The organism is Streptosporangium minutum (assembly GCF_002149035.1).
In the GTDB taxonomy this organism is placed as follows: domain Bacteria; phylum Actinomycetota; class Actinomycetes; order Streptosporangiales; family Streptosporangiaceae; genus Streptosporangium; species Streptosporangium minutum.
On record NZ_NGFP01000152.1, the window covers coordinates 1 to 22,505 of the forward strand.

The 22,505-nt window shown below is 72.2% G+C and carries 24 protein-coding genes and 1 pseudogene; 12 read left to right on the plus strand and 13 right to left on the minus strand.

The window, feature by feature from the left end; all coding sequences use genetic code 11:
* Positions 1 to 153: 153 nt before the first annotated feature.
* Complete coding sequence (locus tag CA984_RS27945; RefSeq protein WP_086576512.1) at positions 154 to 1,395, minus strand: MFS transporter; 1,242 nt, start codon at positions 1,393 to 1,395, stop codon at positions 154 to 156.
* Between the two features lie 625 nt (positions 1,396 to 2,020).
* Between CA984_RS27945 and CA984_RS27950 the strand changes: the two genes are divergently transcribed.
* On the plus strand, positions 2,021 to 2,890 hold the full coding sequence (locus tag CA984_RS27950; RefSeq protein ID WP_242676212.1) for a glycoside hydrolase family 19 protein: 870 nt from the start codon (positions 2,021 to 2,023) through the stop codon (positions 2,888 to 2,890).
* A gap of 133 nt (positions 2,891 to 3,023) precedes the next feature.
* Here CA984_RS27950 and CA984_RS27955 read toward each other — a convergent pair whose 3' ends face one another.
* Complete coding sequence (locus tag CA984_RS27955) at positions 3,024 to 3,983, minus strand: alpha/beta hydrolase (RefSeq protein WP_086576514.1); 960 nt, start codon at positions 3,981 to 3,983, stop codon at positions 3,024 to 3,026.
* A gap of 348 nt (positions 3,984 to 4,331) precedes the next feature.
* On the opposite strand from CA984_RS27955, the gene CA984_RS27960 reads away from it, so the two are divergent.
* Genes CA984_RS27960 through CA984_RS27980 form a run of 5 tightly spaced genes read left to right on the plus strand, consistent with a single transcriptional unit; the run spans position 4,332 to position 8,778 of the window.
* Positions 4,332 to 4,958, plus strand: coding sequence for a biotin transporter BioY (locus tag CA984_RS27960; RefSeq protein ID WP_242676213.1), 627 nt, complete (start codon positions 4,332 to 4,334; stop codon positions 4,956 to 4,958).
* 7 nt (positions 4,959 to 4,965) lie between these two features.
* A complete protein-coding gene (locus tag CA984_RS27965) occupies positions 4,966 to 6,345 on the plus strand; it encodes a class I adenylate-forming enzyme family protein (protein ID WP_086576516.1) in 1,380 nt (459 codons plus the stop codon).
* Between the two features lies 1 nt (position 6,346).
* Complete coding sequence (locus tag CA984_RS27970) at positions 6,347 to 7,501, plus strand: thiolase family protein (protein WP_086576517.1); 1,155 nt, start codon at positions 6,347 to 6,349, stop codon at positions 7,499 to 7,501.
* Positions 7,502 to 8,176, plus strand: a complete 675-nt coding sequence (locus CA984_RS27975; protein WP_086576518.1) for an energy-coupling factor ABC transporter ATP-binding protein — start codon at positions 7,502 to 7,504, stop codon at positions 8,174 to 8,176.
* On the plus strand, positions 8,173 to 8,778 hold the full coding sequence (locus tag CA984_RS27980; RefSeq protein ID WP_086576519.1) for an energy-coupling factor transporter transmembrane component T family protein: 606 nt from the start codon (positions 8,173 to 8,175) through the stop codon (positions 8,776 to 8,778). The genes CA984_RS27975 and CA984_RS27980 overlap by 4 nt, the downstream gene beginning before the upstream one ends.
* Positions 8,779 to 8,877: 99 nt before the next feature.
* Here CA984_RS27980 and CA984_RS27985 read toward each other — a convergent pair whose 3' ends face one another.
* The 6 genes from CA984_RS27985 to CA984_RS28010 form a co-directional block, all read right to left on the minus strand.
* Positions 8,878 to 10,152 (minus strand): RNA polymerase sigma factor, encoded by a 1,275-nt coding sequence (locus CA984_RS27985; protein WP_242676215.1) that lies wholly within the window; start codon positions 10,150 to 10,152, stop codon positions 8,878 to 8,880.
* Between the two features lie 2 nt (positions 10,153 to 10,154).
* Complete coding sequence (locus CA984_RS27990) at positions 10,155 to 10,517, minus strand: YciI family protein (RefSeq protein ID WP_086576521.1); 363 nt, start codon at positions 10,515 to 10,517, stop codon at positions 10,155 to 10,157.
* A gap of 137 nt (positions 10,518 to 10,654) precedes the next feature.
* Positions 10,655 to 11,029, minus strand: a complete 375-nt coding sequence (gene crcB, locus CA984_RS27995) for a fluoride efflux transporter CrcB (RefSeq protein ID WP_086576534.1) — start codon at positions 11,027 to 11,029, stop codon at positions 10,655 to 10,657.
* The gene (locus CA984_RS28000; protein WP_086576522.1) at positions 11,026 to 11,370 is read right to left on the minus strand and encodes a DUF190 domain-containing protein; all 345 of its coding nucleotides are present in this window, start codon (positions 11,368 to 11,370) and stop codon (positions 11,026 to 11,028) included. The genes crcB (CA984_RS27995) and CA984_RS28000 overlap by 4 nt, the downstream gene beginning before the upstream one ends.
* Entirely contained in the window at positions 11,370 to 11,870 is a 501-nt protein-coding gene (gene crcB / locus CA984_RS28005) for a fluoride efflux transporter CrcB (RefSeq protein WP_086576535.1), read from the minus strand. The genes CA984_RS28000 and crcB (CA984_RS28005) overlap by 1 nt, the downstream gene beginning before the upstream one ends.
* 358 nt (positions 11,871 to 12,228) lie before the next feature.
* Entirely contained in the window at positions 12,229 to 12,960 is a 732-nt protein-coding gene (locus CA984_RS28010) for an SDR family NAD(P)-dependent oxidoreductase (RefSeq protein WP_086576523.1), read from the minus strand.
* A gap of 93 nt (positions 12,961 to 13,053) precedes the next feature.
* Between CA984_RS28010 and CA984_RS28015 the strand changes: the two genes are divergently transcribed.
* From CA984_RS28015 to CA984_RS28025, 3 genes are all read left to right on the plus strand, one after another.
* On the plus strand, positions 13,054 to 13,644 hold the full coding sequence (locus CA984_RS28015) for a TetR/AcrR family transcriptional regulator (RefSeq protein ID WP_165781443.1): 591 nt from the start codon (positions 13,054 to 13,056) through the stop codon (positions 13,642 to 13,644).
* A 183-nt stretch (positions 13,645 to 13,827) separates the two neighbouring features.
* Entirely contained in the window at positions 13,828 to 14,421 is a 594-nt protein-coding gene (locus tag CA984_RS28020; protein WP_086576525.1) for a helix-turn-helix domain-containing protein, read from the plus strand.
* A gap of 260 nt (positions 14,422 to 14,681) precedes the next feature.
* Entirely contained in the window at positions 14,682 to 15,200 is a 519-nt protein-coding gene (locus tag CA984_RS28025; RefSeq protein WP_242676214.1) for a GNAT family N-acetyltransferase, read from the plus strand.
* Between the two features lie 85 nt (positions 15,201 to 15,285).
* On the opposite strand, the gene CA984_RS28030 is transcribed toward CA984_RS28025, so the two are convergent.
* The 4 genes from CA984_RS28030 to CA984_RS28045 all read right to left on the minus strand — a co-directional run bounded on the left by CA984_RS28030 (position 15,286) and on the right by CA984_RS28045 (position 18,877).
* Complete coding sequence (locus CA984_RS28030) at positions 15,286 to 16,029, minus strand: polyprenol monophosphomannose synthase (protein WP_086576527.1); 744 nt, start codon at positions 16,027 to 16,029, stop codon at positions 15,286 to 15,288.
* 260 nt (positions 16,030 to 16,289) lie between these two features.
* On the minus strand, positions 16,290 to 17,129 hold the full coding sequence (locus tag CA984_RS28035; protein ID WP_086576528.1) for a pentapeptide repeat-containing protein: 840 nt from the start codon (positions 17,127 to 17,129) through the stop codon (positions 16,290 to 16,292).
* 222 nt (positions 17,130 to 17,351) lie between these two features.
* Positions 17,352 to 18,146: an ABC transporter permease subunit gene (locus CA984_RS28040; RefSeq protein ID WP_086576529.1), complete on the minus strand. Its 795-nt coding sequence runs from the start codon at positions 18,144 to 18,146 to the stop codon at positions 17,352 to 17,354.
* Positions 18,143 to 18,877 carry an ABC transporter ATP-binding protein gene (locus tag CA984_RS28045; RefSeq protein WP_341351734.1) on the minus strand — a complete coding sequence of 245 codons (735 nt, stop codon included), beginning with the start codon at positions 18,875 to 18,877 and terminating at the stop codon, positions 18,143 to 18,145. Before CA984_RS28045 ends, CA984_RS28040 begins: the two co-directional genes overlap by 4 nt.
* Positions 18,878 to 18,918: 41 nt before the next feature.
* Here CA984_RS28045 and CA984_RS28050 point away from each other — a divergent pair, with 41 nt between their 5' ends.
* Entirely contained in the window at positions 18,919 to 19,320 is a 402-nt protein-coding gene (locus CA984_RS28050; RefSeq protein WP_031172161.1) for a GntR family transcriptional regulator, read from the plus strand.
* A complete protein-coding gene (locus CA984_RS28055; protein ID WP_086576531.1) occupies positions 19,317 to 20,438 on the plus strand; it encodes a DUF1648 domain-containing protein in 1,122 nt (373 codons plus the stop codon). Before CA984_RS28050 ends, CA984_RS28055 begins: the two co-directional genes overlap by 4 nt.
* A 58-nt stretch (positions 20,439 to 20,496) precedes the next feature.
* Here the strand turns inward: CA984_RS28055 and CA984_RS28060 are convergent, their stop codons facing one another.
* Positions 20,497 to 21,039, minus strand: a complete 543-nt coding sequence (locus CA984_RS28060) for a hemerythrin domain-containing protein (RefSeq protein ID WP_086576532.1) — start codon at positions 21,037 to 21,039, stop codon at positions 20,497 to 20,499.
* 358 nt (positions 21,040 to 21,397) lie between these two features.
* On the opposite strand from CA984_RS28060, the pseudogene CA984_RS28065 reads away from it, so the two are divergent.
* Positions 21,398 to 22,378 (plus strand): annotated as a pseudogene (locus tag CA984_RS28065) (RNA polymerase sigma factor); the annotation flags it as partial.
* Positions 22,379 to 22,505: the final 127 nt, after the last annotated feature.

The following is a 22,505-nucleotide window of genomic DNA, read 5'->3' on the forward strand; positions in this document are numbered from 1 at the left end:
GAACCGACATGAGAGCCTTTCGGGATGCCTGTGGGCGCTCCCGCGGTCACCTATGCCGGATGGACCGCACGGTCGCGAGATGGGAGCACCCGACCTGATACAGCGGTAATGGGTCCCACCTCCTCGATACGTTCACTTCTGGGGCCGGTAACACTACCTGAGCCGGGCTGCGGCGCGCGAATCCGGGTCATGCCGAACACGCCGTGGGCCGGCTCGGCCTACGGCGGCCGTCAGCACCATGAGGACCGCGACCGCACCGCCGAGCACCATGACGGCCGACGGAGAGGCGGCGTCCAGCACGACACCGCCGAGCAGGGCTCCGATGGCGATGGTGGCCTGGAAGGAGGAGGTGAAGAGGATGGAGGCCGCCTCCGTCGCGTGCGGGGCCGAGGTGGCGAACCAGGTCTGCGAGCAGACCGGGACGGCGCCGTAGGCCAGCCCCCACACGATGAGCAGCACGATCGCGCCGGCATGTCCCCTGCCGAGGACCGGAAGGAGCAGGGTCGCGCCGGCGAGCATGCAGCCGCCGACGATGAACGTGGCCCGCAGGTTGCGTGTGACCGTCGCGCCCGCGATGAAGTTGCCGGCGATCCCGGCCACGCCGTACACGAGCAGGAAGGTGGTGATCAGGCCGGGGCTCACCTGGGTGACCTGCTGCAGGAAAGGGGTCACGTAGGTGTAGGTCCCAAAATGAGCTGTCACTATGAGAAAAGTCAGGACAAGTCCGATGCGAACACCGGTGCTGCGGAACAGGTCGCCCAGGACCTTCAACCGGGTCGCCTGGACGGCGGGCAGCGGTGGCACCAGCACGACCAGCGCGAGGAACACCCCCACCGTCATCACACCCATGATGACGAAGGCCTCGCGCCAGCCCGCGAGATGCCCGATGAGGGTGCCCGCGGGTACCCCCAGAACGGATCCCAGGGGGACGGCGGAGAAGATCACCGCGGTAGCCGTGCCGACCCGCTCCGGCCGCACCAGCCGTACGGCGAGACCGGCGCCGATCGACCAGAAACCACCGATGACCAGCCCGACCAGGATCCGGGAGATCACCATGACCCAGTAGGACGGCGCGGCGGCCGCCAGGAAGTCCGCGACGGCCAGCAGGAGCATCAGGGCGCACAGCATCAGGCGCCGGTCGAGGCGCCCGGTCGCGACGGTGACCACCGGGGCGGCGATCGCGGCCAGGATGCCGGGCATCGTCATCATCAGGCCCGCGGCGCCGTCGGAGACGTCGAAACTGGATCCGATGGACGTCAGCAGGCCTATCGGCAGGATCTCGGCGGTGACGATCGAGAAGATCCCCGTCATCACCGATATGACGGCCAGCCAGCCGATCAGCGGCGATCGTGTCGGCTCGGCAGGGGCGGCGGTGGAAGTGGTGGGTGTGGGCACGCGCCCAGTCCAGCAGCTGCCGCGGCCGGAGGACTGGCGGGTTTAGGACCTCACCAGCCCGCGGCGACTTACCGAAAACGGCGGAAGACCGAACAGACGAGCTGCGGCGGCACCATCGTTTTATAGCCGCCGACACATTCCGTCAATGGCAGTCCGGCCGGCGCCGGCAGCCAATCGACGCGCACGGGAACGGCTTCTCACGTCGAATTACCGTCCTCGACGGCCGCTCCGGCGACAGGGCCTTCGCCCTGCGCGCGCCGCCCGGCGCCGCCTCCCCGAAGCGCCGTGGCATCCGGGCGCGCAGCGGTTCCGGCATGACAGCGCCACCCTCCTGCCGTACACGACGTCCCTGGCCAGAGGCGATCACAACGTCTGCCGGGGGACGCGCCCCCCTGTCCGCCCCTTCTCCCCGCCGGAGGCCCGGCGTGTGCACTATGCGGAACTTTTCCGCCTGTCTATTGACGCGAGAAATCGAATTCCGATTGATTGTCGTCAATCCCGCGACGGCACTCTCCAATGGCGTGCCCGCTCGCGGCGTCACCGTCCGCCCAGGGGCCGGTCCATTGTCGATTCATGTGCGGTTCCCGCCGCACGAAGGAGTGAGCAGATGTTGAGAAACCGCATTATGACGTCCATCTCCGCCATTGCGGTCGCGGGCGCGCTGGCGGCCACTCTCCCGGCGTCCTCCGCCTCGGCCGACTCCGCCGCCGCCCCGATCTGCGCGAGCGAGTGGAACGCCGCGAAGGGGTACGCCGGCGGTCTGGTCGCCTCCCACAACGGCCACAACTGGCGGGCGAAGTGGTGGACCCGGAACAACGTCCCGGGCGGCCCCTCCGGCATCTGGACGGACCAGGGGGCCTGCGAGGCGAGCGAGGGCAACTTCGTCGTCACCGAGGCGCAGTTCAATGCGATGTTCCCGAACCGGAACCCCTTCTACACCTACAACGGCCTGGTCACGGCCCTGAGTGCCTACCCGGCGTTCTCGAACACGGGCACCGACGCCGTCAAGAGGCAGGAGGCCGCGGCCTTCCTGGCCAACATCAACCACGAGACCGGCGGCCTGGTCCACATCGTCGAGGTGAACACCGCGAACTACTCCCACTACTGCGACCCCGCACAGCCGTACGGCTGCCCGGCGGGCCTGTCGTCCTACTACGGCCGCGGGCCGATCCAGCTGAGCTGGAACTTCAACTACAAGACGGCCGGCGACGCGCTCGGCATCGACCTGCTCAACAACCCGAACCTGGTGCAGACCGAAGCCTCAGTGGCGTGGATGACCGGCATCTGGTACTGGATGACCCAGAACGGTCCCGGCACGATGACCCCGCACAACGCCATCGTCAACGGCGCGGGCTTCGGTGAGACGATCCGCAGCATCAACGGCCGCCTGGAGTGCGACGGCGGCAACCCCCGGCAGGTCCAGAGCCGGATCAACGCCTACCAGAGGTTCACCCAGATCCTCGGGGTCGCTCCGGGTGACAACCTGAGCTGCTGACAGCGCGGCGGCACGTGAGCCCGCCCCGCGGCGGCCCGGCGTGACGAGAAGGAGCGCGGCCGGTCGGCCGCGTCGAGGGGCGTGGCCGACCGGCCGCGCCCCTCGAACCGGTGCCGGCGGTCCGGACGCCCGGTCAGGCGTGCAGGGCCTTGTGCAGGGCGGTGGTGGCCAGCTCCATGGCGGCCCTGTTGGCGTTGGTGTCGCGCAGCGAGTCGAGCATGGCGAAGTCGTGGATCATGCCCGCCAGCCGTACGGCGGTGACCTCGACGCCGGCCTCGCGGAGCTTGGCGGCGTAGGCCTCTCCCTCATCGCGCAGCACGTCGGCCTGACCGTTGAGGATCAGCGCCGGCGGCAGCCCCTTGAGCTGGTCGACGGTCGCGCGCAGCGGCGAGGCGTAGATCTCCGCGCGCTGTCCGGGATCGGTGGTGTACTGGTCCCAGAACCACTTCATGCCGTCGCGGTTGAGGTAGTACCCCGTGGCGAACTGCCGGTAGGACCCGGTGTCGAAGTCGGCGTCGGTGACCGGGTAGAACAGCACCTGGTGGACCAGATGCACGTCACCGCGCTCCTTGGCCATCAGGGTCAGGACGGCCGCCATGTTGCCGCCGACCGAGTCACCGGCCACCGCCATCCGCGAGGCGTCCAGGCCCTTCTCCGCGCCGTGCCGCGTCACCCACTGGGCGGCGGCGTAATTCTGCTCGATCGCGGTCGGATACCTGGCCTCGGGCGAACGGTCGTATTCGGGGAACACCACCGCCGCGTCCGAGCCGACCGCCAGCTCGCGCACCAGGCGGTCATGGGTGTTGGCGCTGCCGAAGACCCAGCCGGCCCCGTGGATGTAGAAGATCACCGGCAGTGTGCCCGTGGCGCCGGCCGGCTTGACGATGCGCACCGGCACGGTGCCGGTGGGCCCGCCCTCGATCTCGATCCACTCTTCGGCGATGTCGGGCTTGGGAACGCTCTTGTCGGACTGGAGATCCTCCAGGACCTGGCGGCCCTGCTCCGGCGGGAGCTGGTAGATGAACGGTTCCCTGGAGGTGGCGTCGGCGAACTGCTGGGCCGCCGGCTCCAGGACCACCTTGTTTTCTGCCATGGGTTTTCGGCTCCGAGTCGTGTCGGTGGATCTACGGGAATGGGACAGCACGACCGTCTGGCGGGACACCCGCTATGCCATGGAAGGCAAAAAGGGTCGCGCTCCTCCCAGTCCGCGTAATCCCCTATATCAACCACCAGAAGCCCCCACAGACGGACGCTTGGCGCTTTTTTAGCCAGCCGATTCCCCCGAGGGCCACCCCCTCCGGACCACGCATACGGGCAGTGCGCGTACGGTGGCCACGTATCCGCCCCCCAGATGATCATGCAGAATGTTGTGGGATCTCCCCATGCGCGAACTGGAGCTCCCTGGTGTGAGATCGACCCCATGACAGATGAAGGGAAGGCATTGCCAGAGCGCGGAGAGGCGGCCGGCTCCCCGCCAGGCCGCGGGTTCCCCACGGGGGACCTGGCACGGATCAGCGTGTTCGCCGCGCTGATCGCCGCACTCGGCCTGCCGGGTGCGCTGAACGTCCTCGGCAACGCGGTGCCGATCACGCTGCAGACCTTCGGCGTCATGCTCGCCGGAGCGATCCTGGGCGCCCGGCGGGCCGCTCTCGCCATCGCGGTCCTGCTCGTGCTCGTCGCCGCCGGCCTGCCCCTGCTGGCCGGCGGCCGCGGCGGCCTGGGCGTCTTCGCCGGGCCCTCGGCCGGATTCCTGATCGGCTGGCTCCCCGGCGCCGCCGTGACCGGCTGGATCGTCGAGCGCGGCGGCCGGTCACCGGGCATCGTCCGGCTGCTGGCCGCCTGCCTGACCGGCGGCGTCGCAGTGGTCTACCTCTTCGGCGTCCCCGTGCAGGCGGCGCTCACCGGGCTCCCCCTGGGCAAGGCCGCGCTGCTCAGCTCCGCCTTCCTGATCGGCGACGTGATCAAGGCGGTGCTCGCCTCCATCGTGGTGAGAGGCACGCAGCGGGCCTACCCCGACGCGGTTCCCGCCGTGCGCATCGAGCGGCTCCGGGTCTCCGGGGAGCGTTGACCCGCCCATGCCGGTAGCCGCGCAGGTGATGCGACACGCCTCCGACCGCCCGCGCCGCCTCGCGCTGTGCGGTCCGGGAGGCGATCTGAGTTACGCCGGGCTCGCGACCGAGATCAACGGTGCCGCACGGCACCTGTCCGCCCAGGGGATCGGCCGCGGCGCGCTGGCCGCGATCAGCCTGGCCGATCCGGTGGCCATGCTCGTCGCCGTGCTGGCCGCCGACCTGGTGGGCGCCACACCGCTGGTGTGCGACCCCGCCTGGGACCGGGAGCAGCGGGCGCGGGTCATGGACGCTGTCCCCGTGGACGCCCGCATCGTCGCGCCGCCGCCCGCCGCGGAGGGACCGCCGGTACGCTCGGGCGCCTCACCGGCGGACCGGGCGTGGGCCTGCTTCAGCTCCGGCAGCACCGGCAGGCCCCGGGCCGTGGTCCGCACCCGCGCCTCCTGGACGGCGTCGTTCCCGTACCTGAACGACCTCGCCGGGATCGGCCCGGACGACGTCGTGCTGGTCCCCGGCCCGCTGGTCTCCTCCCTGTACGGCTTCGCGGCCGTGCACGCCCTGGCGACCGGCGCGACGGCCGTCGTGCCGGGGCGCTGGCCCTCCGCCTCGCTGGCCGCCCACCTGCGGCGGTCCACCGTGGTCCACCTGGTGCCGCACCACCTGCCCGCCGTACTGGAGAGCCTGCGTGAGACCGGAGGCCCGCTGCGGACGGCGGTGATCGGCGGCGCCGCGCTGCCGGTCGAGTCGCGCGCCCTGGCGGCGGACGCGGGCGTGCGCGTCGTGTCCTACTACGGCGCCACCGAGCTGTCCTTCGTCGCCGTGGACGCCGACGGCTCGGGGTTGCGGCCCTTTCCCCGCGTGGAGATCGATGTGCGGGTGGCGCCGGGGCAGGCGCTGGGAGAGGTGTGGGTGCGCTCGCCCTGGCTGTCGGAGGGCTACCTGGCCGGCGCGGCGGGTCCGCTGCGGCGGGAGGGCGACGGCTGGACGACCGTCGGCGACGTGGCGGAGCCGTACCGGCCCGGCGAGGTCCTGCGGTTGCGCGGCCGCGGTGACGGCGCGATACAGACCGGTGGCGCCACCGTCGTGCCCGAGGACGTCGAGGAGGTCCTCAGGCGGCTGCCGGGAGTCGGCGACATCGTGGTGGTCGGCTCGCCGCACCCACGTCTGGGCTCCGTGGTCACCGCGATCCTCGAGGCGGAGGGCACGTCCCCGCCGTCGCGGGCGGCGCTGGAGGCGATGGCGCGCGGCGGGCTGGACGCCGCGCAGCGGCCGCGGCGCTGGTACGCCGTCCAGAGCCTGCCCCGCACCCCCGCGGGCAAGCCGGCGCGCGGCCTGCTCGCCGCCCGTCTGGCCGACGGCGACCCCGGCTTCCGGCGGCTGGCCTGACGTGCGCGAGCAACCGGTCGTCATCGCGGCCCGCCGCACCCCCATCGGCACCGCCGCGCACGCGTTCAGGTCGTTGACGGTCGACCGGCTCGCCGCACCCGTCATCGAGGCGGTCGCCCGCGAGGTCGCGCACCTCGGCGTCCCGGTCGAGGACGTGGTGCTCGGCAACTGCACGGGTCCCGGAGGGAACGTCGCGCGCGTCTCGGCGCTGGCCGCCGGGATGGGGCACGGCGTTCCGGGCATCACGGTGGACCGGCAGTGCGGCAGCGGTCTCGCCGCGATCCTGCTGGCGGGCCAGGCCGTCGGCGGCGGGGAGATGGACCTCGTCATCGCCGGAGGGGCCGAGAGCGCCTCCACCGCGCCGCTCCGGGCCCACCGCGGGCTCGCGGGCGAGGCGGCGGTGCCGTACGAGCGAGCGCCGTTCGTCCCCGCCGGACACCCGGACCCGGACATGGGACCCGCCGCCGAGGCGCTCGCCGCGGCGCGCGGCGTGAGCCGGGAACGTCAGGACGCCTACGCCTGCCAGAGCCACGCCAAGGCGCTGGCCGCGCGGGAGGCGGGCAGGTTCGAGCAGGAGATCGTCGCGGTCGGCGGCCGGGTGGCCGACCAGCGGCCGCGCGCCCTGCGGATGGAGTCGCTGTCACGGCTGCCCGCGGCGTTCGTGCCCGGAGGCACGGTGACCGCCGGCAACTCCTCCCCGGTCAGCGACGGCGCGGCGGCCGTCGCCATCGTCCCCGAACGGCTGCGGGCGGCCGCAGGCCTGCCCGGACTGCGGCTGCGGGCCGGTGCCGTCGTCGGCTGCGACCCCGAGCTTCCCGGGTGGGGGCCGGTGCTGGCCGTACGGCGCGTGCTGCGGCGCGCGGGCGCGGACCTGGAGCGCGTGGCGGCGGTGGAGATCGTGGAGGCGTTCGCGGCGCAGGTGCTCGCGGTGACCGACGCGCTCGGCCTCGACCCTCTGGGCGCCGACAGGGACCGGGTCTGCGCCGACGGCGGCGCGCTCGCCCTCGGCCATCCGTGGGGCGCCACCGGCGCCGTGGTGGTCACCAGGCTGTTCAGCAGGCTCGTACGGTCGGACGCGCCGGCGGGGACACTGGGGCTGGCGGCGGCCGCGGTCGGCGGCGGCCTGGGGGTCGCCGCCCTGTTCGAGGTGGTGTGAGTGATCGAGTTGGCCGACGTCCACGTGCGGCTCGGGCAGCGCGACGTGCTGCGCGGCATAACGGTCTCGCTGCCGGAACGCCGCGTGGGCGTGATCGGCGCCAACGGCTCCGGCAAGAGCACGTTCGCCCGCCTGATCAACGGCCTGGCCCGGCCGTCCTCGGGCGACGTCACCGTCCTCGGGCTCGACACCCGCCGCCACGCCGCCCGGATCAGGCGCAGGGTCGGGTTCCTGTTCACCGACCCCGACGCGCAGATCGTGATGCCGACCGTGGCCGAGGACGTGGCCTTCTCCCTGCGGCGCAAGGGGCTGTCGCGCGAGGAGGTCGAGCACCGCGTCCAGGAGGTGCTGGCCCGGTACGGCCTGCGGGAGCACGCCGACCATCCCGCGCACCACCTGTCCGGAGGCCAGAAGCAGCTGCTCGCCCTCTGCTCGGTCATGGTGCTCGAACCCGACATCCTGGTCATGGACGAGCCGACGACGCTGCTGGACCTGCGCCACTCCCGCCAGGTCGCCGACCTGCTGCGGGGCCTGCCGCAGCAGGTCGTGGTGGTCAGCCACGATCTGGCGCTGCTGGAGGACTTCGACCGCGTGCTGGTGCTGGACCAGGGGCGGATCGTCGCCGACGCCGAGCCGGAGGCGGCGATCGGCCACTACCGGAAGATCATGTCGTGAGCGGGCTCACCGGAGCCTACGTCCCGGGCGGCTCGCTCCTGCACCGTCTCCCCGCCGGGGCCAAGCTCGCCGGGCTCGCCGCCTCGTGTACCGCGCTCCTGCTGCTGCGCTCACCCGTGGCGCTGACGGGCGCTGCGGCCGTCGTGGCGCTGCTGTACGCCGTCTCCGGGGTGGGCGGCGCCGCGGCCTGGGCGCAGATCCGGCCCGTCCGCTGGTTCGCCGTGGCCCTGTTCGGCATGCAGTTGCTGTTCGTGGACCTGCCCGGCGCGGTGTCCTCGACGCTCCGCGTCGTGCTCGCCGTCGCCCTGGCCGGGCTGGTCACCCTCACGACGCGCACCGCCGCCATGATGGCCTGCCTGGAACGCCGCCTGGCCCCCGCCAGGCTCGTGGGCCTGGACCCGTTCCGCCTGTCGCTGCTGCTCTCCCTCACCCTGCGCAGCGTGCCGGTGGTCGCCGAACTGGCCTCCCGGGTCCGGGAGGCCCAGCGCGCCAGGGGGGTGGAGCGGAGCGTACGGGCCTTCGCCGTCCCGCTGGTGGTGAGCGTACTGCGGCACGCGGACGCGCTGGGCGAGGCGCTCAGCGCCCGCGGCCTGGACGACTGACGACGACCGGCCCGGCCCGCGACGGCCCGGATCCTGCCCGGCGGCGGTTTCCCTGCGCCTCGTGTGGCCGGTCATGGAGAGACCTCCTTCCGGGGCGTCTCAGTTCCGCTCGGGTACGAGTCGTGCCGCACGGGAGGCGAGGTGGCGCCGCTCCGGCGCGCTGGTGGTGTGCCGGGCGGCGTCGCGGTAGGCGTCCGCGGCGGCGTCGTGCTCGCCGAGCAGTTCCAGCAGGTGGGCGCGGGTCGCGAGCAGGCGGTGGTGGCGTGCCAGCCGCTTGTCGGACTCCAGGGTGGCGAGCAGGTCCAGGCCGGCGGCGGGGCCGTGCACCATGGCGACGGCGACCACGCGGTTGAGGGTGACCATCGGGTTCGGCGCGATCCGCTCCAGCAGTCCGTACAGCACGAGGATCTGCGGCCAGTCGGTGGCGTCGACATGCTCGGCCTCGGCATGGACGGCGGCGATGGCCGCCTGCAGCTGGTAGGGGCCGACCCGCCCCCGGGGCAGGGTCCGGCTGATCAGGTCGATTCCCTCGGCGACGAGCCGGCGATCCCACTGACCGCGGTCCTGCTCGGCCAGCGGCACCAGGTCGCCTCCGGGCCCGGTGCGCGCGGGCCGGCGCGCGTCGGTGAGCAGCATCAAAGCGAGCAGCCCCGCCACCTCGCCGTCGTCGGGCAGCAGGCGGCGCAGCAGCCGGGTGAGCCGGATCGCCTCGGCTGACAGCGCCGGCGCGGTCAGATCGGCACCGCCCGTGGCGGTGTACCCCTCGTTGAAGATCAGGTACAGCACGTGCAGCACCGCGTCCAGCCGTTCGGCCCGGCCGGCCTGGTCGGCCTGGTCGGCCGGGCCAGCCTCCTCCGGCATGCGCAACGGTATGCCGGAGTCCTTGATGGTCTGCTTGGCCCGGCTGATGCGCTGGGCCATGGTCGCCTCCGGCACCAGGAACGCCGCGGCGATCTGGGCTGTGGTCAGGCCGCCGACGGCGCGCAGCGTCAGCGCGATCCGGCTGGGATCGGACAGCGCCGGATGGCAGCAGAGCAACAGCAGCGCCAGGGAGTCGTCACGATCCGTGCCCGGCTCGGCGTCGGCGGCATGACTGAGCAGCTCCGCCTGCGGGGTGCCCAGGGCGATGCGGTCCTCGCGCCGCCGCCTCGCCTGTTCGCTGCGTACCTGATCCACCAGCTTGCGCGAGGCGACGGTGACCAGCCAGCCCCTGGGGTTGTCCGGCGTCCCCTCGGCCGGCCACTGGAGCGCGGCGGCGAGCAGCGCCTCCTGGACGGCGTCCTCACAGGCGTCGAAGACGCCGTAGCGGCGGACCAGCGCGCCGAGGACCTGCGGCGCCAGCTCGCGCATCAGGTCCTCGGCGCTCCGGTCCACGCTCACAGGTCCGCCGCGGACTCGTGCAGGATCGGCCAGAGCTCGACCGGCTCCACGTCGGCGAAGGGCATGTCCGCCGCGATCCGCTGCGCGCGCTCCTCGCTCTCGCAGTCCAGCAGGTAGAAGCTGGCGAGATACTCCTTGGTCTCCAGGTACGGCCCATCGGTGACCGCCGGCGCCCCGTCCTTGCGCCGCACGAGCATGGCGGCGGCCGCGTCCGCCAGGCCGTAGGCGCCCAGCAGTTCACCGGTCTGCCGGTACTTCTCGTTGAACGCCTCCTGCCGGGCGATGGCCTCCGGCCACGCCTCAGCCGAGAAGGAGTCCCACTTGGCCTGGTTACCGTAGATCATCGCTACGTACTTCATCTCGGGTCTCCCTCGGTTGCGGGCGCCCCGCGGGCGCGCTGTCACCCATCGGTCGGAGCGGGAGGCTGGTCCTCGACATCCGGCGACGGCTTTCTCGGGTTTTCTTCTGCGCCGCCGGCGGCGGCCCGGCGGGCGTCTCATCCGAAGACGGCCTGGGCGAGCGTGAGGCCGATGAACACCGCGCCCAGACCGGCGACGACCGAGGCCGCGACGTTGGCCACGGCGAGGAACACCGCGCCGGTCTCGGCCAGCCGCAGCGTCTCGTACGAGAACGTCGAGTACGTGGTCAGCGCCCCGCACAGTCCGGTGCCCAGCAGCAGCTGCGCGGCGTTGCCCACCGCCCCGGCCAGCACCGCCCCGGCCAGCACTCCCAGGATCATCGAACCGGTCACGTTGACGGTGAAGGTGCCCCACGGGAAGACCGTGTCGTGGCGGGCCTGCACGGCCCGGTCGGTCAGGTAGCGCAACGGCGCGCCGACCGCGCCGCCGAGCAGCACCAGCAGCCAGTTCACCATGCCGCCCGCCGGCCTCGGTAGTGAACGACCTCAACCTCGTCCAGGACGGCCAGCCCCTCGATGAGCAACTCGTCCAGCTGGGGCAGGAACGCGCGGACCTTCTCTTCGGTGTCGACGACGACGACGGCCACCGGCAGGTCGTCGGCCATCGACAGCAGCCGGGTGGTGTGCACGACCTGGGTGGCGCCGAAACCCTCCATGCCCCGGAAGACCGACGCCCCGGCCAGCCCGGCGGCGTGCGCGCGGTGCACGATCTCGGTGTACATGGGGCGGTGGTGCCAGGTGTCGGTGTCGTCGACGAAGACCGTCAGCCGCAGGGCCCGTCCGGACAGAGTCATCACGCCCTCCTTGCCGACCTGCTCACCAGCAGCCGTCGGGTGGTCCACGCGCCGGCCGTCACCGCGACCAGGGCCGTCAGGAGCGTCACCGCCAGGTAGGCCAACGCCGACTCGGCCCGGTCGGCGGCCACCAGGCGTTCGATCTCCAGACAGTAGGTGGAGAAGGTGGTGTATCCGCCCAGCACGCCGGTGGCGAGGAACGGCCGCACCCAGGCCGGCGCCGTCCACACCTCGGTCAGGGTCACCAGGAGGATCCCGATGACCAGGCAGCCGGAGGCGTTGACGCCCAGCGTGGTCCACGGAAAGGAACCGGCGGCGGTCGGCCAGAGCAGGGCCGCCCCGTAGCGGGCGCCCGCGCCGATCGCGCCGCCCGCGGCGACCATCGCGAGCACGCCGTAATGCGAGCGGCGCAGCTCGCCCCGCCGACGCGCGTCGGCGAGCTCGGCATCGGGGCCGACGGGCTCGGTCACTGTCGCGAACCTCACCTGATCCGAACGCATGTCCTCTCCCCACACGTGGCGTGCGCCCGCGAAGACGGGCATGTGCTGTCACGGGTAGGGACCGTTGACGGCAGCGGAGTACCGCGGTTCGGGCACGGCGGGCCCCACCGCCGCGGGCTCCGCCCAACGGCGCGGCGCCCTCACACCCCACAGCTTAACGCGACGCCGTCCCGACGCCCCGCACGTCCTCGCGGGCTCCGGACCGGGCGGCCGTACGGCGTCCGCCCTGTCACCCGTCTCCGTCACCCGGCTCCGTCACCCGTCGAGGGACGTGGGGCCGGTAACGCCGATCGGGCCGAGCGTTCGAGCGCGGCGGCCCGGACGGTCTCCGGGAGGACCGGCGTCCAGGCCGTGGCGGTCAGGCCGTGGTGCCCGCGTCGACGGTGATGGCGGCGCCGGTGATGTTCCTGCCGCCCTCGCCCGCCAGATGGGCGACGGTGGCGGCGATGTCACCGGGGCTGCAGTAACGATCCAGGGCGGTATAGCGTCGCTCCTCCGCCGCTTCCGGGCTGTCGGCCGGGTTCATCTCGGTGTCGGTCGAACCGGGATGGACGAGGTTGGCCGTGATCCCCCGCGGCCCCAGGTCCCTGGCGAGGCCCTTGGTCAGGCCGATCAGCGCGGACTTGCTCATCGCGTAGAGAGTCCACCCCGGGTACGGCACGCGTTCGACGAAACTGCTGCCGATGCAGATGATCCGGCCGCCCGGACCCATGTGCCGGGCGGCTGCCTGCGCCAGCACGAACGAGGCGCGGGCATGGATCGCGAGGGTGTTGTCGACCTCGGCGAGCGTCACCTCCTCCAGCGGCCCGGACGGAGCGATGCCGGCGCTGCTGACCACGATGTCGATCCGCCCGAACTCGGCGACCGTGCGCTCGACCGCCGCCACCAGCGCACCGGCGTCGGCGGAATCCGCGGCCATGGCCAGCCCGCGGGCGCCGGCGGCCTCGATCTCCTTGACGACCGCCGCCGCCCGCTCCGCCGAGCGCGCGTATGTGATCACCACGTCGGCGCCTTCGGCGGCCAGCCGCACGGCGATGGCGGCGCCGATCCCACGGCTTCCCCCGGTGACGAGCGCGACTCTGCGTGTCATGATGTCTCCCTTATCCGGAATCAGTTCCGTTTAAACATAAACCGGAATCAATTCCGTTTGCAAGTCGTCCAGTACCCTGTGACCGTGAACGGCATGACGAGCCCGCGACGCGAGCGGGCCGACGCGGCGCGCAACCGGATGAAGATCCTCACCGCCGCCGCCGAGATCGTCGCCACTCACGGTGTCGAGGGGCTGTCGATGGCCGAGGTGGCCGCCGCCGCGGGAGTCGGCGTCGGCACGCTGTACCGCCGGTTCGGCGATCGCTCCGGACTGGCCTACGCACTCATCGACGAGCGGGAGCGTGAGTTCCAGACGGCCTTCATCGAGGGCCCGCCGCCGCTCGGGCCCGGCGTCGAGGCGCCGGCCCGCATCCGCGCCTTCCTGCACGCCCTGACCGACCGGACCGTGGAGCAGCTGGATCTGCTGCTGATGGCCGAGACGGCGGCCCCGCTCGCCCGCTTCGGCGGCGCCTACGACGGCTATCACGCCCACCTGTCGATGCTCATCGCCCAGGCCAGGCCCGGAGCCGACGCCTACGTCCTGGCCGACGCCCTGCTTGCCCCGCTGGCCGCCCCGCTGCTCGCGCACCGCCTGCGCGACCACGGGGTGACGGCCGAGCGCGTCAAGGGAGGGCTGGACGACCTGCTGGCCGCATTCACCACCCGCACGCCCGGCGCCCCCTGACCCCTCCTCCGAGCCACCGCCACCGCCGACAGCCTCAAGCAGGCCCAGCCCGACGCCGGGGTGTCGAGGATCACGGCCATGGCGAGCCCGACCACAGACGGGGACACGGCCGGTGCGACAAGATCTTGCGACGTTCCATCTGACCCGTGGCCGATTTCCCTATTTTGAGATACCGTCCCATATATGAGAAATCTGGAGGCCGCGTTCCGGAGCCCCGGTTCCGAGCAGGTGGAGGCCCGCTTGGCGGATCGGCTCGCACAGCTGCGGGTGGAGCGCGGCTGGTCGCTGGAGGAGCTGGCCCAGCGCACGGGTGTGAGCCGCTCGACGCTGTCGCGGCTGGAGCGGATGGAGATCAGTCCGACGGCGGCGATGCTGGGCAGGCTGTGCGCGGCGTACGGGCGGACGATGTCGCAGCTGCTGGCCGAGGCGGAGTCGGAACCACCGCAGATGGTGCGGGCCGACCAGCAGGTGGTGTGGCGGGATGAGGCATCGGGCTTCACCCGGCGGTCGGTGTCCCCACCCCATCCCGGGCTGCGAGGCGAGATCGTCGAGGGTGTTCTGCGACCGGGCGCGGACATCTCCTACGACGGGCCGCCCGTACCGGGCCTGGAACAGCACATCTGGGTGCTGGAGGGCACACTGGAGGTCACCGCGGGCGGCGGCGTGCACGAGATCCGGGCGGGAGACTGCCTGCGTTTCCGGTTGTGGGACCGGTCGCGGTTCCACTGCCCGGGCCCCGATCCGGTCCGCTACGCCCTGGTGATCGTCCTGCCGTGAACGGCAGACGCCCTGATCACCCCACCGCGAACGGCATACGCCCTGATCACCGCCACGCCGCGGACAGCAGACGCCCTGATCACCGCCATGCCGTGAACGGCATGAACGGCGCGCCGGGCACGGTCCGGCGCGTCCGCGGTGCCGCCGGTCCCGGACCTGGCCCACCCCTCGGTCACCGGTCTCCTCGGCCCCGAGGCCGTACCGCGTCGCCTCGCACGCTCCCGGCCTTCCCCTCACCACACATGACAGGGAATCTCACATTGCACACCATCACCCGGCTGTCCGCAGACGACTTCCACCACAGCGTGAAGAGCCTGGCCGGCCTCCTCGCCGACGTCGTCGCCGACGGCTCCTCCCTCGGTTTCCTGTCCCCCTTCGACCAGGACGGGGCGGCGGCCTGGTGGCACGCCCAGCAGCCCGCCGTATCCGACGGCAGCCTCGTCGTCTGGGTCGCCCGCGGGCCCGGCGGCATCGCCGGCACCGTCAGCCTCGCCCTGGAGCGCAAGCCCAACGGCCGGCACCGCGCCGAGATCGTCAAGCTCATGGTCCACCGCGACGCCCGCGGCCGGGGCCTGGCCCGCGCGCTCCTCGCCCACGCCGAGCAGGCCGCCGCCCAGACCGGAGCCACCCTCCTGCTCCTGGACACCGTGACCGGCAGCGCCGCGGACCATCTCTACCGCGCCGCCGGCTGGACCCGCTACGGCATCGTCCCCGGCTACGCCGTCGACCCGGCCGGCTCCCCCGAAGACTGCAGTTTCTACTACAAGCAGCTCGCCTGAGCCCCGCCCGACCCGACCGCACCACCGCCGGCCGGCCGGTGTCCGCGACGACGGACAAGCCCCGCGTTCCGCTCCCATGGATCCCTCACCCGCGGTTCCCGCGCGCCCGCTCTCCGCTCCTGAATCTCAGCCGCCACGGCATCAGCGCCGACTCCAACTGCACCCGCAGGCTCATCTTCGAACTGCCCGCCCGGCGATCGGAGAAGTGGATGGGAATCTCAACGATCGTCATCCCCGCCCTGGTCGCCCGGTAGTGCATCTCCACCTGGAAGCTGTAGCCGCCCGAGGAGATCTCCCCGAGGTCCAGCGCGGCGAGGCTTTCGGCCCGCCAGATCTTGAACCCGGCGGTCACATCCCGCAGCCTGACGCGCAGGATGGTGCGGACGTAGAAGTTCGCCCACGCCGACAGGGCCCGCCGCCGCCGGCTCCACTCGGCGGCCAGCGTCCCGCCCGGCACGTACCGGCTGCCGATCACGCACGCCGCCCCTGTCGCCTGCGCGGTCCCGAGCAGGCGCGGAACGGCGTCGACGGGATGCGAGAAGTCGGCGTCCATCTGCACCACGAACTCCGCTCCGTCCGAGAGCGCGGTCTTCAGGCCTTCGACGTAAGCGCGCCCGAGCCCTTCCCTGCCCGGCCGGTGCACCACGCCGACCCGGCCGGGATGCGCGGCGGCCAGTTCGTCGGCCACCTTGCCCGTGCCGTCCGGGGAATTGTCGTCGACGACCAGGAGCCGCAAGCCGTCAAGCGGCAACGCGAGCAACGCCTCCGCGATCAGCGGAAGATTGTCCACCTCGTTGAACGTGGGGATCACGACGGTGACAGGGGCCATGTTCGGGGTCAGGGCCTTCCGGGCTCGATGGTCGGATGTTCTTGCCGCAGGACTCGCGGCGCTCCCGTCCAGTGGTCTCGAACACCGGAAGCGGCAAAAGAACACTCCATGCTAGCGGCCGGTAGGGCGCCCGTCCGAGATGTCGGCGGCCGGGCTGCCCTGCCACGTCCCGGGACGGTCATCAGCGGTGAAGCGGACGCGGAAAGGCCCCCGGCCGCCGCGCGCTCCGGCCTGCCGCCGTCGCTCACGCGGCCGGGCGGCTACCAGTGCGCCGGCCGCGTGAGCGACGGCGGCAGCCTGGTCGCGTTGTCACCCTTCGCCGCGTCGAGTTGGGATTGGATGAGAAAGATGCTCTCGGTGAGGTCGGCGCCCCTGAGGTCGGCGCCTCTGAAGTCGGCCCCGATGAGGTCGGCCATTCTCAGGTCGGCGCCCCTGAGGTCGGCCCCGATGAGATAGGCCCCTCTGAGGTTGGCGCCCCTGAGGTCGGCGCCTTTGAGCTTGGCGCCGATGAGGTCGGCTCCTCTGCGGTCCTTCTTCTTGTGCCGGACCTCGGCCCGCACGAGCTCGCTCGCGCGCAGCAGCAGGGCGTTGACGTCTCGCCGGTGGGCTGCCACGTCCAGTTCGACGAGAGCGCCGGGGCCGTCGTGAGTGAGGCGTTCGGTCTGTTCCAGCGCGAGGCCGAGCTCAGCGTGGAGCGGGCGGGCCGGTCGCAGTGTCAGCGCCTCGGTCAGGTACCAGAGCAGCTCGTGGAGGTCCCGCATGATCGGGAACACCTCGAACATCTGCTTCGCGGTCCGGGGGGACCGCCGCCAGTCCAGGCCGCCGAACGTGACCTGGGAGACCTTCTGCCCGGCGCCGAAGCAGTCGTAGACGGTGCAGCCCTGAAAACCTCGCTGCCTGAGGCGGGTGTGGATGCCGCAGCGGAAGTCCTGCTGCAGATTGGGGCAGGCCTGCCCGGCCTTCTTGTCGATCGCGAAGTCCACCGAGGCCGAGAACGCCGGCACGACACAGCACAGCGCGAAGCAGCTCTCGCAGTCGGCTCGCAGGCTGAGGCGGCCTCCCTCGGAGGCGGGCTCTGCGTGTTCGCGTTTCCCAGACAACGTGCGCGGTCTCCCGTACGAAGTAACCGTGCCGGCCGCAGCCGTCGACGGATGGCTGGACCGGCGCTTTCCCCTGCACCTTAGCCGAACCCGTCCAACCGGACCGCGTCCCGCCGGCCGCCCCCCTGCCCGCGGGCCGCTGCCACCGGCACATCGCCCGGCGCGGCCTGCCCCCGTCGCACCGGGCCCTCTCAGGGCCGGGCCCTCTCAGGGCAGTAGCGACTAGGTCACGTCGCGGCGCATGGGGACGCCGATCGCCAGCGCGGTGGCCGTGACGGCGTAGGCCGCCAGGACGAGCGCGCCGAGCACCGGCGGCAGGAGCTGTGCCGAGGAGACGGAGATCTCCTCGGCCGCCTGGGTGATCAGGTTGAAGTTGGTCAGCGCGGCGGTGGCCCCGCCCGGCAGGTAGGGATAGATGAGGTTGACGCCGGGAATCAGCGCCAGCGCGTGTTCGACCATGTAGAGATACAGACCGAGGGCCGCGAGGGCCGCCGTCTGGTTGCGCAGCAGCGCTCCGATCCCGACGCCCAGCATGGTGTAGACGGTCATGGCTGCGGCCAGGCGGAGCAGGAGTTCGGCGACCGTGCCCGGTCCGGCGCCGACGCTCACCCCCCGCAGCGCGGCTCCGCCGTACAGGCCGACGGCGGCGGACGTGGTGACCACCAGGCCGTAGGCCGCTCCCGCGACCGCGTACGTGAGCAGTTTCGCGGCCAGCACGGTCTGCCGCCGGGGGGCGAACAGGAAGGTGAAGGTGATCGTCTTGTGCCGGTATTCCGAGGTCACAGCGGTCGCCCCGAACAGCGCGGGGACGATCACGGTGAGGCCGGTCAGGCTGAGGACCGTGCGGACGCCCTCCTCGGTCCGCACGCCCGGCATCGAAGGTTCGAAGTTCTCCGGCCCGACCAGCGTGGCCAGGCCGACCAGGACGCCGCCGCAGACGACGGCGGCGAGCGGCCCCCATCTCCACAGCGCCGTCGTGAACAGCCTGCGGAACTCCGCCTTGACGAGCCGCCTCATGCCGCACCTTCTGTCAGACGCAGGAACGCCTGCTCGAGGGTGGATCCATCGCCGGTCAGGCCGGCCAGCGGCCCGGCGCTCATCAGCCGCCCGCGGCGGATGACGAGGACCTGGTCGACCATCTGCTCGGCCTCGCTCAGCACGTGACTGGAGACCAGGACGGTGCGGCCCTCGGCGGCCATCGCGCGGAGGAAGCGGCGCAGCCAGGCGATGCCTTCCGGGTCGAGCCCGTTGCTGGGCTCGTCGAGCACCAGCACGGGGGGATCGCCCAGCATCGCGGTGGCGAGGTTGAGCCGTTGCCGCATCCCGGTCGAGAACCCGCGGACCGGGCGGTCGGCGAACTCCGGCATGCCCAGCAGGTCCACGACCTCGTCGATCCGGCGCTCGGAGCAGCCGATCATGTCGCCGTAGACGCGCAGATGGTTCCGCGCGCTACGGCCCGGGTGGAAGCTCGACGCGTCGAGAACCGCACCGACCGTGCGGGCGGGGTGAGGGAGGTCGGCGTACCGTCTGCCGCCGATCGTCGCGGTGCCCGACGTGGGCCGGACCAGCCCCAGGAGCATGCGCAGGGTCGTGGTCTTCCCGGCGCCGTTCGGGCCCAGGAAGCCGGTCACCGCCCCCGGCTCCACCGTGAAGCTCAGATCGGTGACGGCGGCCACCTGGCCGAAGCGCCTGGTCAGGCCCTGAACCATCACCTGGTTCGTCATCGTCATCAGAATGTCCCATCTCATGTATCTGTTCTATTATTTGTATAACAGCTATAGTTAGCGCCGTGCAACTGACGCTCGATCTCGACAGCGAGGTCCCGATCTACCAGCAGATCCGGGATCGGATCGTGGAAGCCATCGCCGACGGCGACCTGACGGCCGGCGCGGCCCTGCCCTCCACCCGGCAGCTGGGTGTGGATCTGGCGATCAACTTCCACACCGTGAACAAGGCCTACGACCTGCTACGCCGGCAGGGATTCATCCGGATCAACCGCAAGAGCGGCGCCGTGGTCCGGCGCGACCGGCTGTCCGGCCCGCCCGAAGCCGGCTTCGCCGACGAATGGCAGAGCAGGCTGCGCACGCTGCTCGCCGAGGCCGTCGCCCAGGGGCTCTCCCCGCAGGAGGTCCAGCAACGCGCGGGTAACGTGCTGGAGTCGTTCGCAACACCGAAGGGATCAATGACATGACCATGCTGCTCGTCGCCGACCTGCTGCTCGTCGCGCTGGTCACGGCGGCGGCATGGGCGATGCCCGCGCTGGCGCGCCCAAGCCTGCCGTTCGGCGTGCGCGTCCCTCCCGGACGCGTCACCGACCAGGCCGTCACCGAGCAGCGCCGCCTCTACACGCGCCGCGTCCTCGGCCTGGGCGTGCTCGCCGCGCTCGTCTCGCCTCCGCTGCTCATGCTCGGCGGGTCCGAGCGGGTGCCGGCTCTCGCTCCGGCGGTTCTGGTGCTGGCCGACGCGGTCGCCTACCATCGGGCGTCCCGCGCGGTGCGGACGGCCAAGCGCCGCGGGAACTGGTACGCCGGAAGCCGGCAGGGCGTCACCGCGGACACCACGCTGCGCACCGATCCCGTACGCGTGCCGTGGCTCTGGCTCGCTCCCGCCGCCCTCCTCCTGATCGCCGGCACGGTCACGGGGATCACACGGTACGGCGGGCTGCCGGCGACCCTGCCCACCCAGCGCGGGATGGGCGTGGACCTCGTACACCGCGTGAGCACCACCCCGCCGGCCGCCTTCGCTCCCGTCCTGGTCCAGGCCGTCCTCACCGTGCTCATGCCGCTGCTGGCCGCCGGGCTGACGCGTGCCCGCCCGGAGCTCGACGCCGCCCGCCCCGCCGGGTCCGCCCGCCGTTACCGCGCCTACCTGAAGGGGGTGATCAGGCTCGCCTTCGCCACCGCCGCGTGCGCGAACCTGAGCGTGTTCCTCATCGCCCTGCAGATCTGGGAGATCCTGCGGCCCTCGGTGATCGTGACCGTCGTCACCTACCTGCCCCTGGGCGCCGCCCTGGTGGCCTGGATCGTCTTCGAGCTCCGCGTCGGGCAGGCCGGGCATCGGCTCCCGCCGGAGCCCGGTGAGGAGGCCGAGGACTCCCATCTCGTGCAGCGCGACGACGACCGGCACTGGCACCTCGGCGGGTTCGTCTACGCCAACCGCGCCGACCCGGCCCTCTACGTGCACCAGCGGGCAGGCGGCGCCAGCTGGACGATGAACCTCGGCCATCCCCTCACCTGGGCGGTCCTGGCGGCCGTGCTCGTCGTCGCCCTGCTCACCGCCGCCGGGACCATCCCGCTGCCCGCCCGCTGAGATCCGTACGCCGCGCCGAAGGCCCGCAGCCACGGCGCGGGGGCATGGGCCGGCGCCTTCAGTCGGCGGGGACGCCCGGATCGGGTACGGCGCCGGCGTCGGTCAGCAGGAAGTCGGGCCTCGAACCGTCCCAGCTCGGGACGCTCAGCGCGTTGAGGGCCGCGACGAGCCGCTTCTCCTCGTAGACGAAGTGCGACTCCAGCAGGGCGGCCAGGCCGTCCAGCTCGGCTCGCACGCGCCGCGCCTCGGCCGGATCCGTTCCGGCCCCGAGGCCGCCGAGCAGCTCTTCCAGCCGCTGCAGGATCCCGGCCACGATGTGGTGGTCGCGCTCCAGCTCCTGGAGCGTGGGGCGCAGTTCGGGAAACCGCTCCGCCAGGGCGGGGAACGCCCCGCCGTCCTCCCCGGTGTGGTGCCGGCTCAGTGCCGAGCAGAACGCCAGGCAGTGCGCCCGCAGCTCGCGGGGCCGCCCGCCGCGGCCGTCGAGGTGGGAGTCGACGTCCTCACGGAGCCGGGCCAGCTCCTCGCGGAGCCAGAGATGGACGTCGATCAACTGGTTGCCGAACGCCGCCAGGCGGCCGTTCGGCTCGATGGGTGTATCCATGGTTGTCCCACGGTTCGGCGCCTCCATGCCCACGGCGGTCTCTTCACCGGGTGCACCGCGACGCTGACCGAGGATTCCATCACCCTTCTACTGGGTCGTCAAGTGATCGCCGGGCGGCACGTCGACGACGGATCCTCAACGCCCTCCTCGACGGCCCGCCGACCGCCCGCGTACTGGCCGGCGGCGAGCCGTCGGGCGCGGGTGGCCGCGCTCCCACCGGCCAGATGGGCAGCGGGCCGCGGCCGTCAGGGCGGCGGCCGCGGAGGCGGCGGCGACCATAGCATGCCCGCCGGGGACGTACCGTGATCGGCACAGGTTTCGCCCCGGGAAAGGTGCCGCCGCTGTGACGACCACCATCGATGACGACGTGCTGATCCTGTCCGACCACGACGAAGAGGACCGCGCCTCCAATGCCGCGGCGACCGCCGCCAGCTCCGATCCGGTCAAGGACTACCTCCGGCGGATCGGCAAGGTCGCGCTGCTGTCGGCCGAGCAGGAGGTCGAGCTCGCCCGGCGCATCGAGGCCGGGCTGTTCGCCGCCGAGTCCCTCGGCACCGACGCCAAGGCGCCGTCCGCGGATGTGCGGGCGGAGCTGGAATGGCTGGCCGAAGACGGCATGCGCGCCAAGAACCACCTGCTGGAGGCCAACCTCCGGCTGGTCGTCTCGATCGCCAAGCGCCACACCGGCCGTGGCATGGCCTTCGCCGACCTGATCCAGGAGGGCAACCTCGGACTGATCCGCGCGGCCGAGAAGTTCGACTACACCAAGGGGTTCAAGTTCTCCACCTACGCCACCTGGTGGATCAAGCAGGCCGTCACCCGCGCGCTGGCCGACCAGGCCCGCACCATCCGGATCCCGGTGCACATGGTCGAGGTGATCAACAAGGTGGCCCGGGTGCAGCGGCAGATGATGGTCACCCTCGGCCGCGAGCCCAGCCCGCACGAGCTCGCCGCCGAGCTGGACATGACGGTGGAGAAGATCACCGAGGTGCAGAAGTACGGGCGTGAGCCGATCTCCCTGCACACCCCCCTGGGCGCCGAGGGCGATGCCGAGTTCGGCGACGTGATCGAGGACTCCGAGGCGATCCTGCCCGAGGAGGCGGTGACCTTCGTCCTGCTGCAGCAGCAGCTGCACGCGGTGCTGGACGCGTTGTCCGAGCGCGAGGCCGGGGTGGTGCGCCTGCGGTTCGGGCTGGCCGACGGCCAGCCCAAGACCCTCGACGAGATCGGCAAGGTGTTCGGCGTCACCCGGGAACGGATCCGCCAGATCGAGTCCAAGACCATGTCCAAGCTGCGCCACCCGGTCCGCGCCCGGGCACTGCGCGACTACCTGGGGTGAGTCTCCGCCCGGGATGAACGTCACGAGGTGGCGGGGTGTCCCCGGCGAGCCGGAGCACGTGGGGGACGTCGTGAGACGGCCCGGGCACGGGGGTGCCGTGCCCGGGCCGTCGCACCGGCCCTCGGCC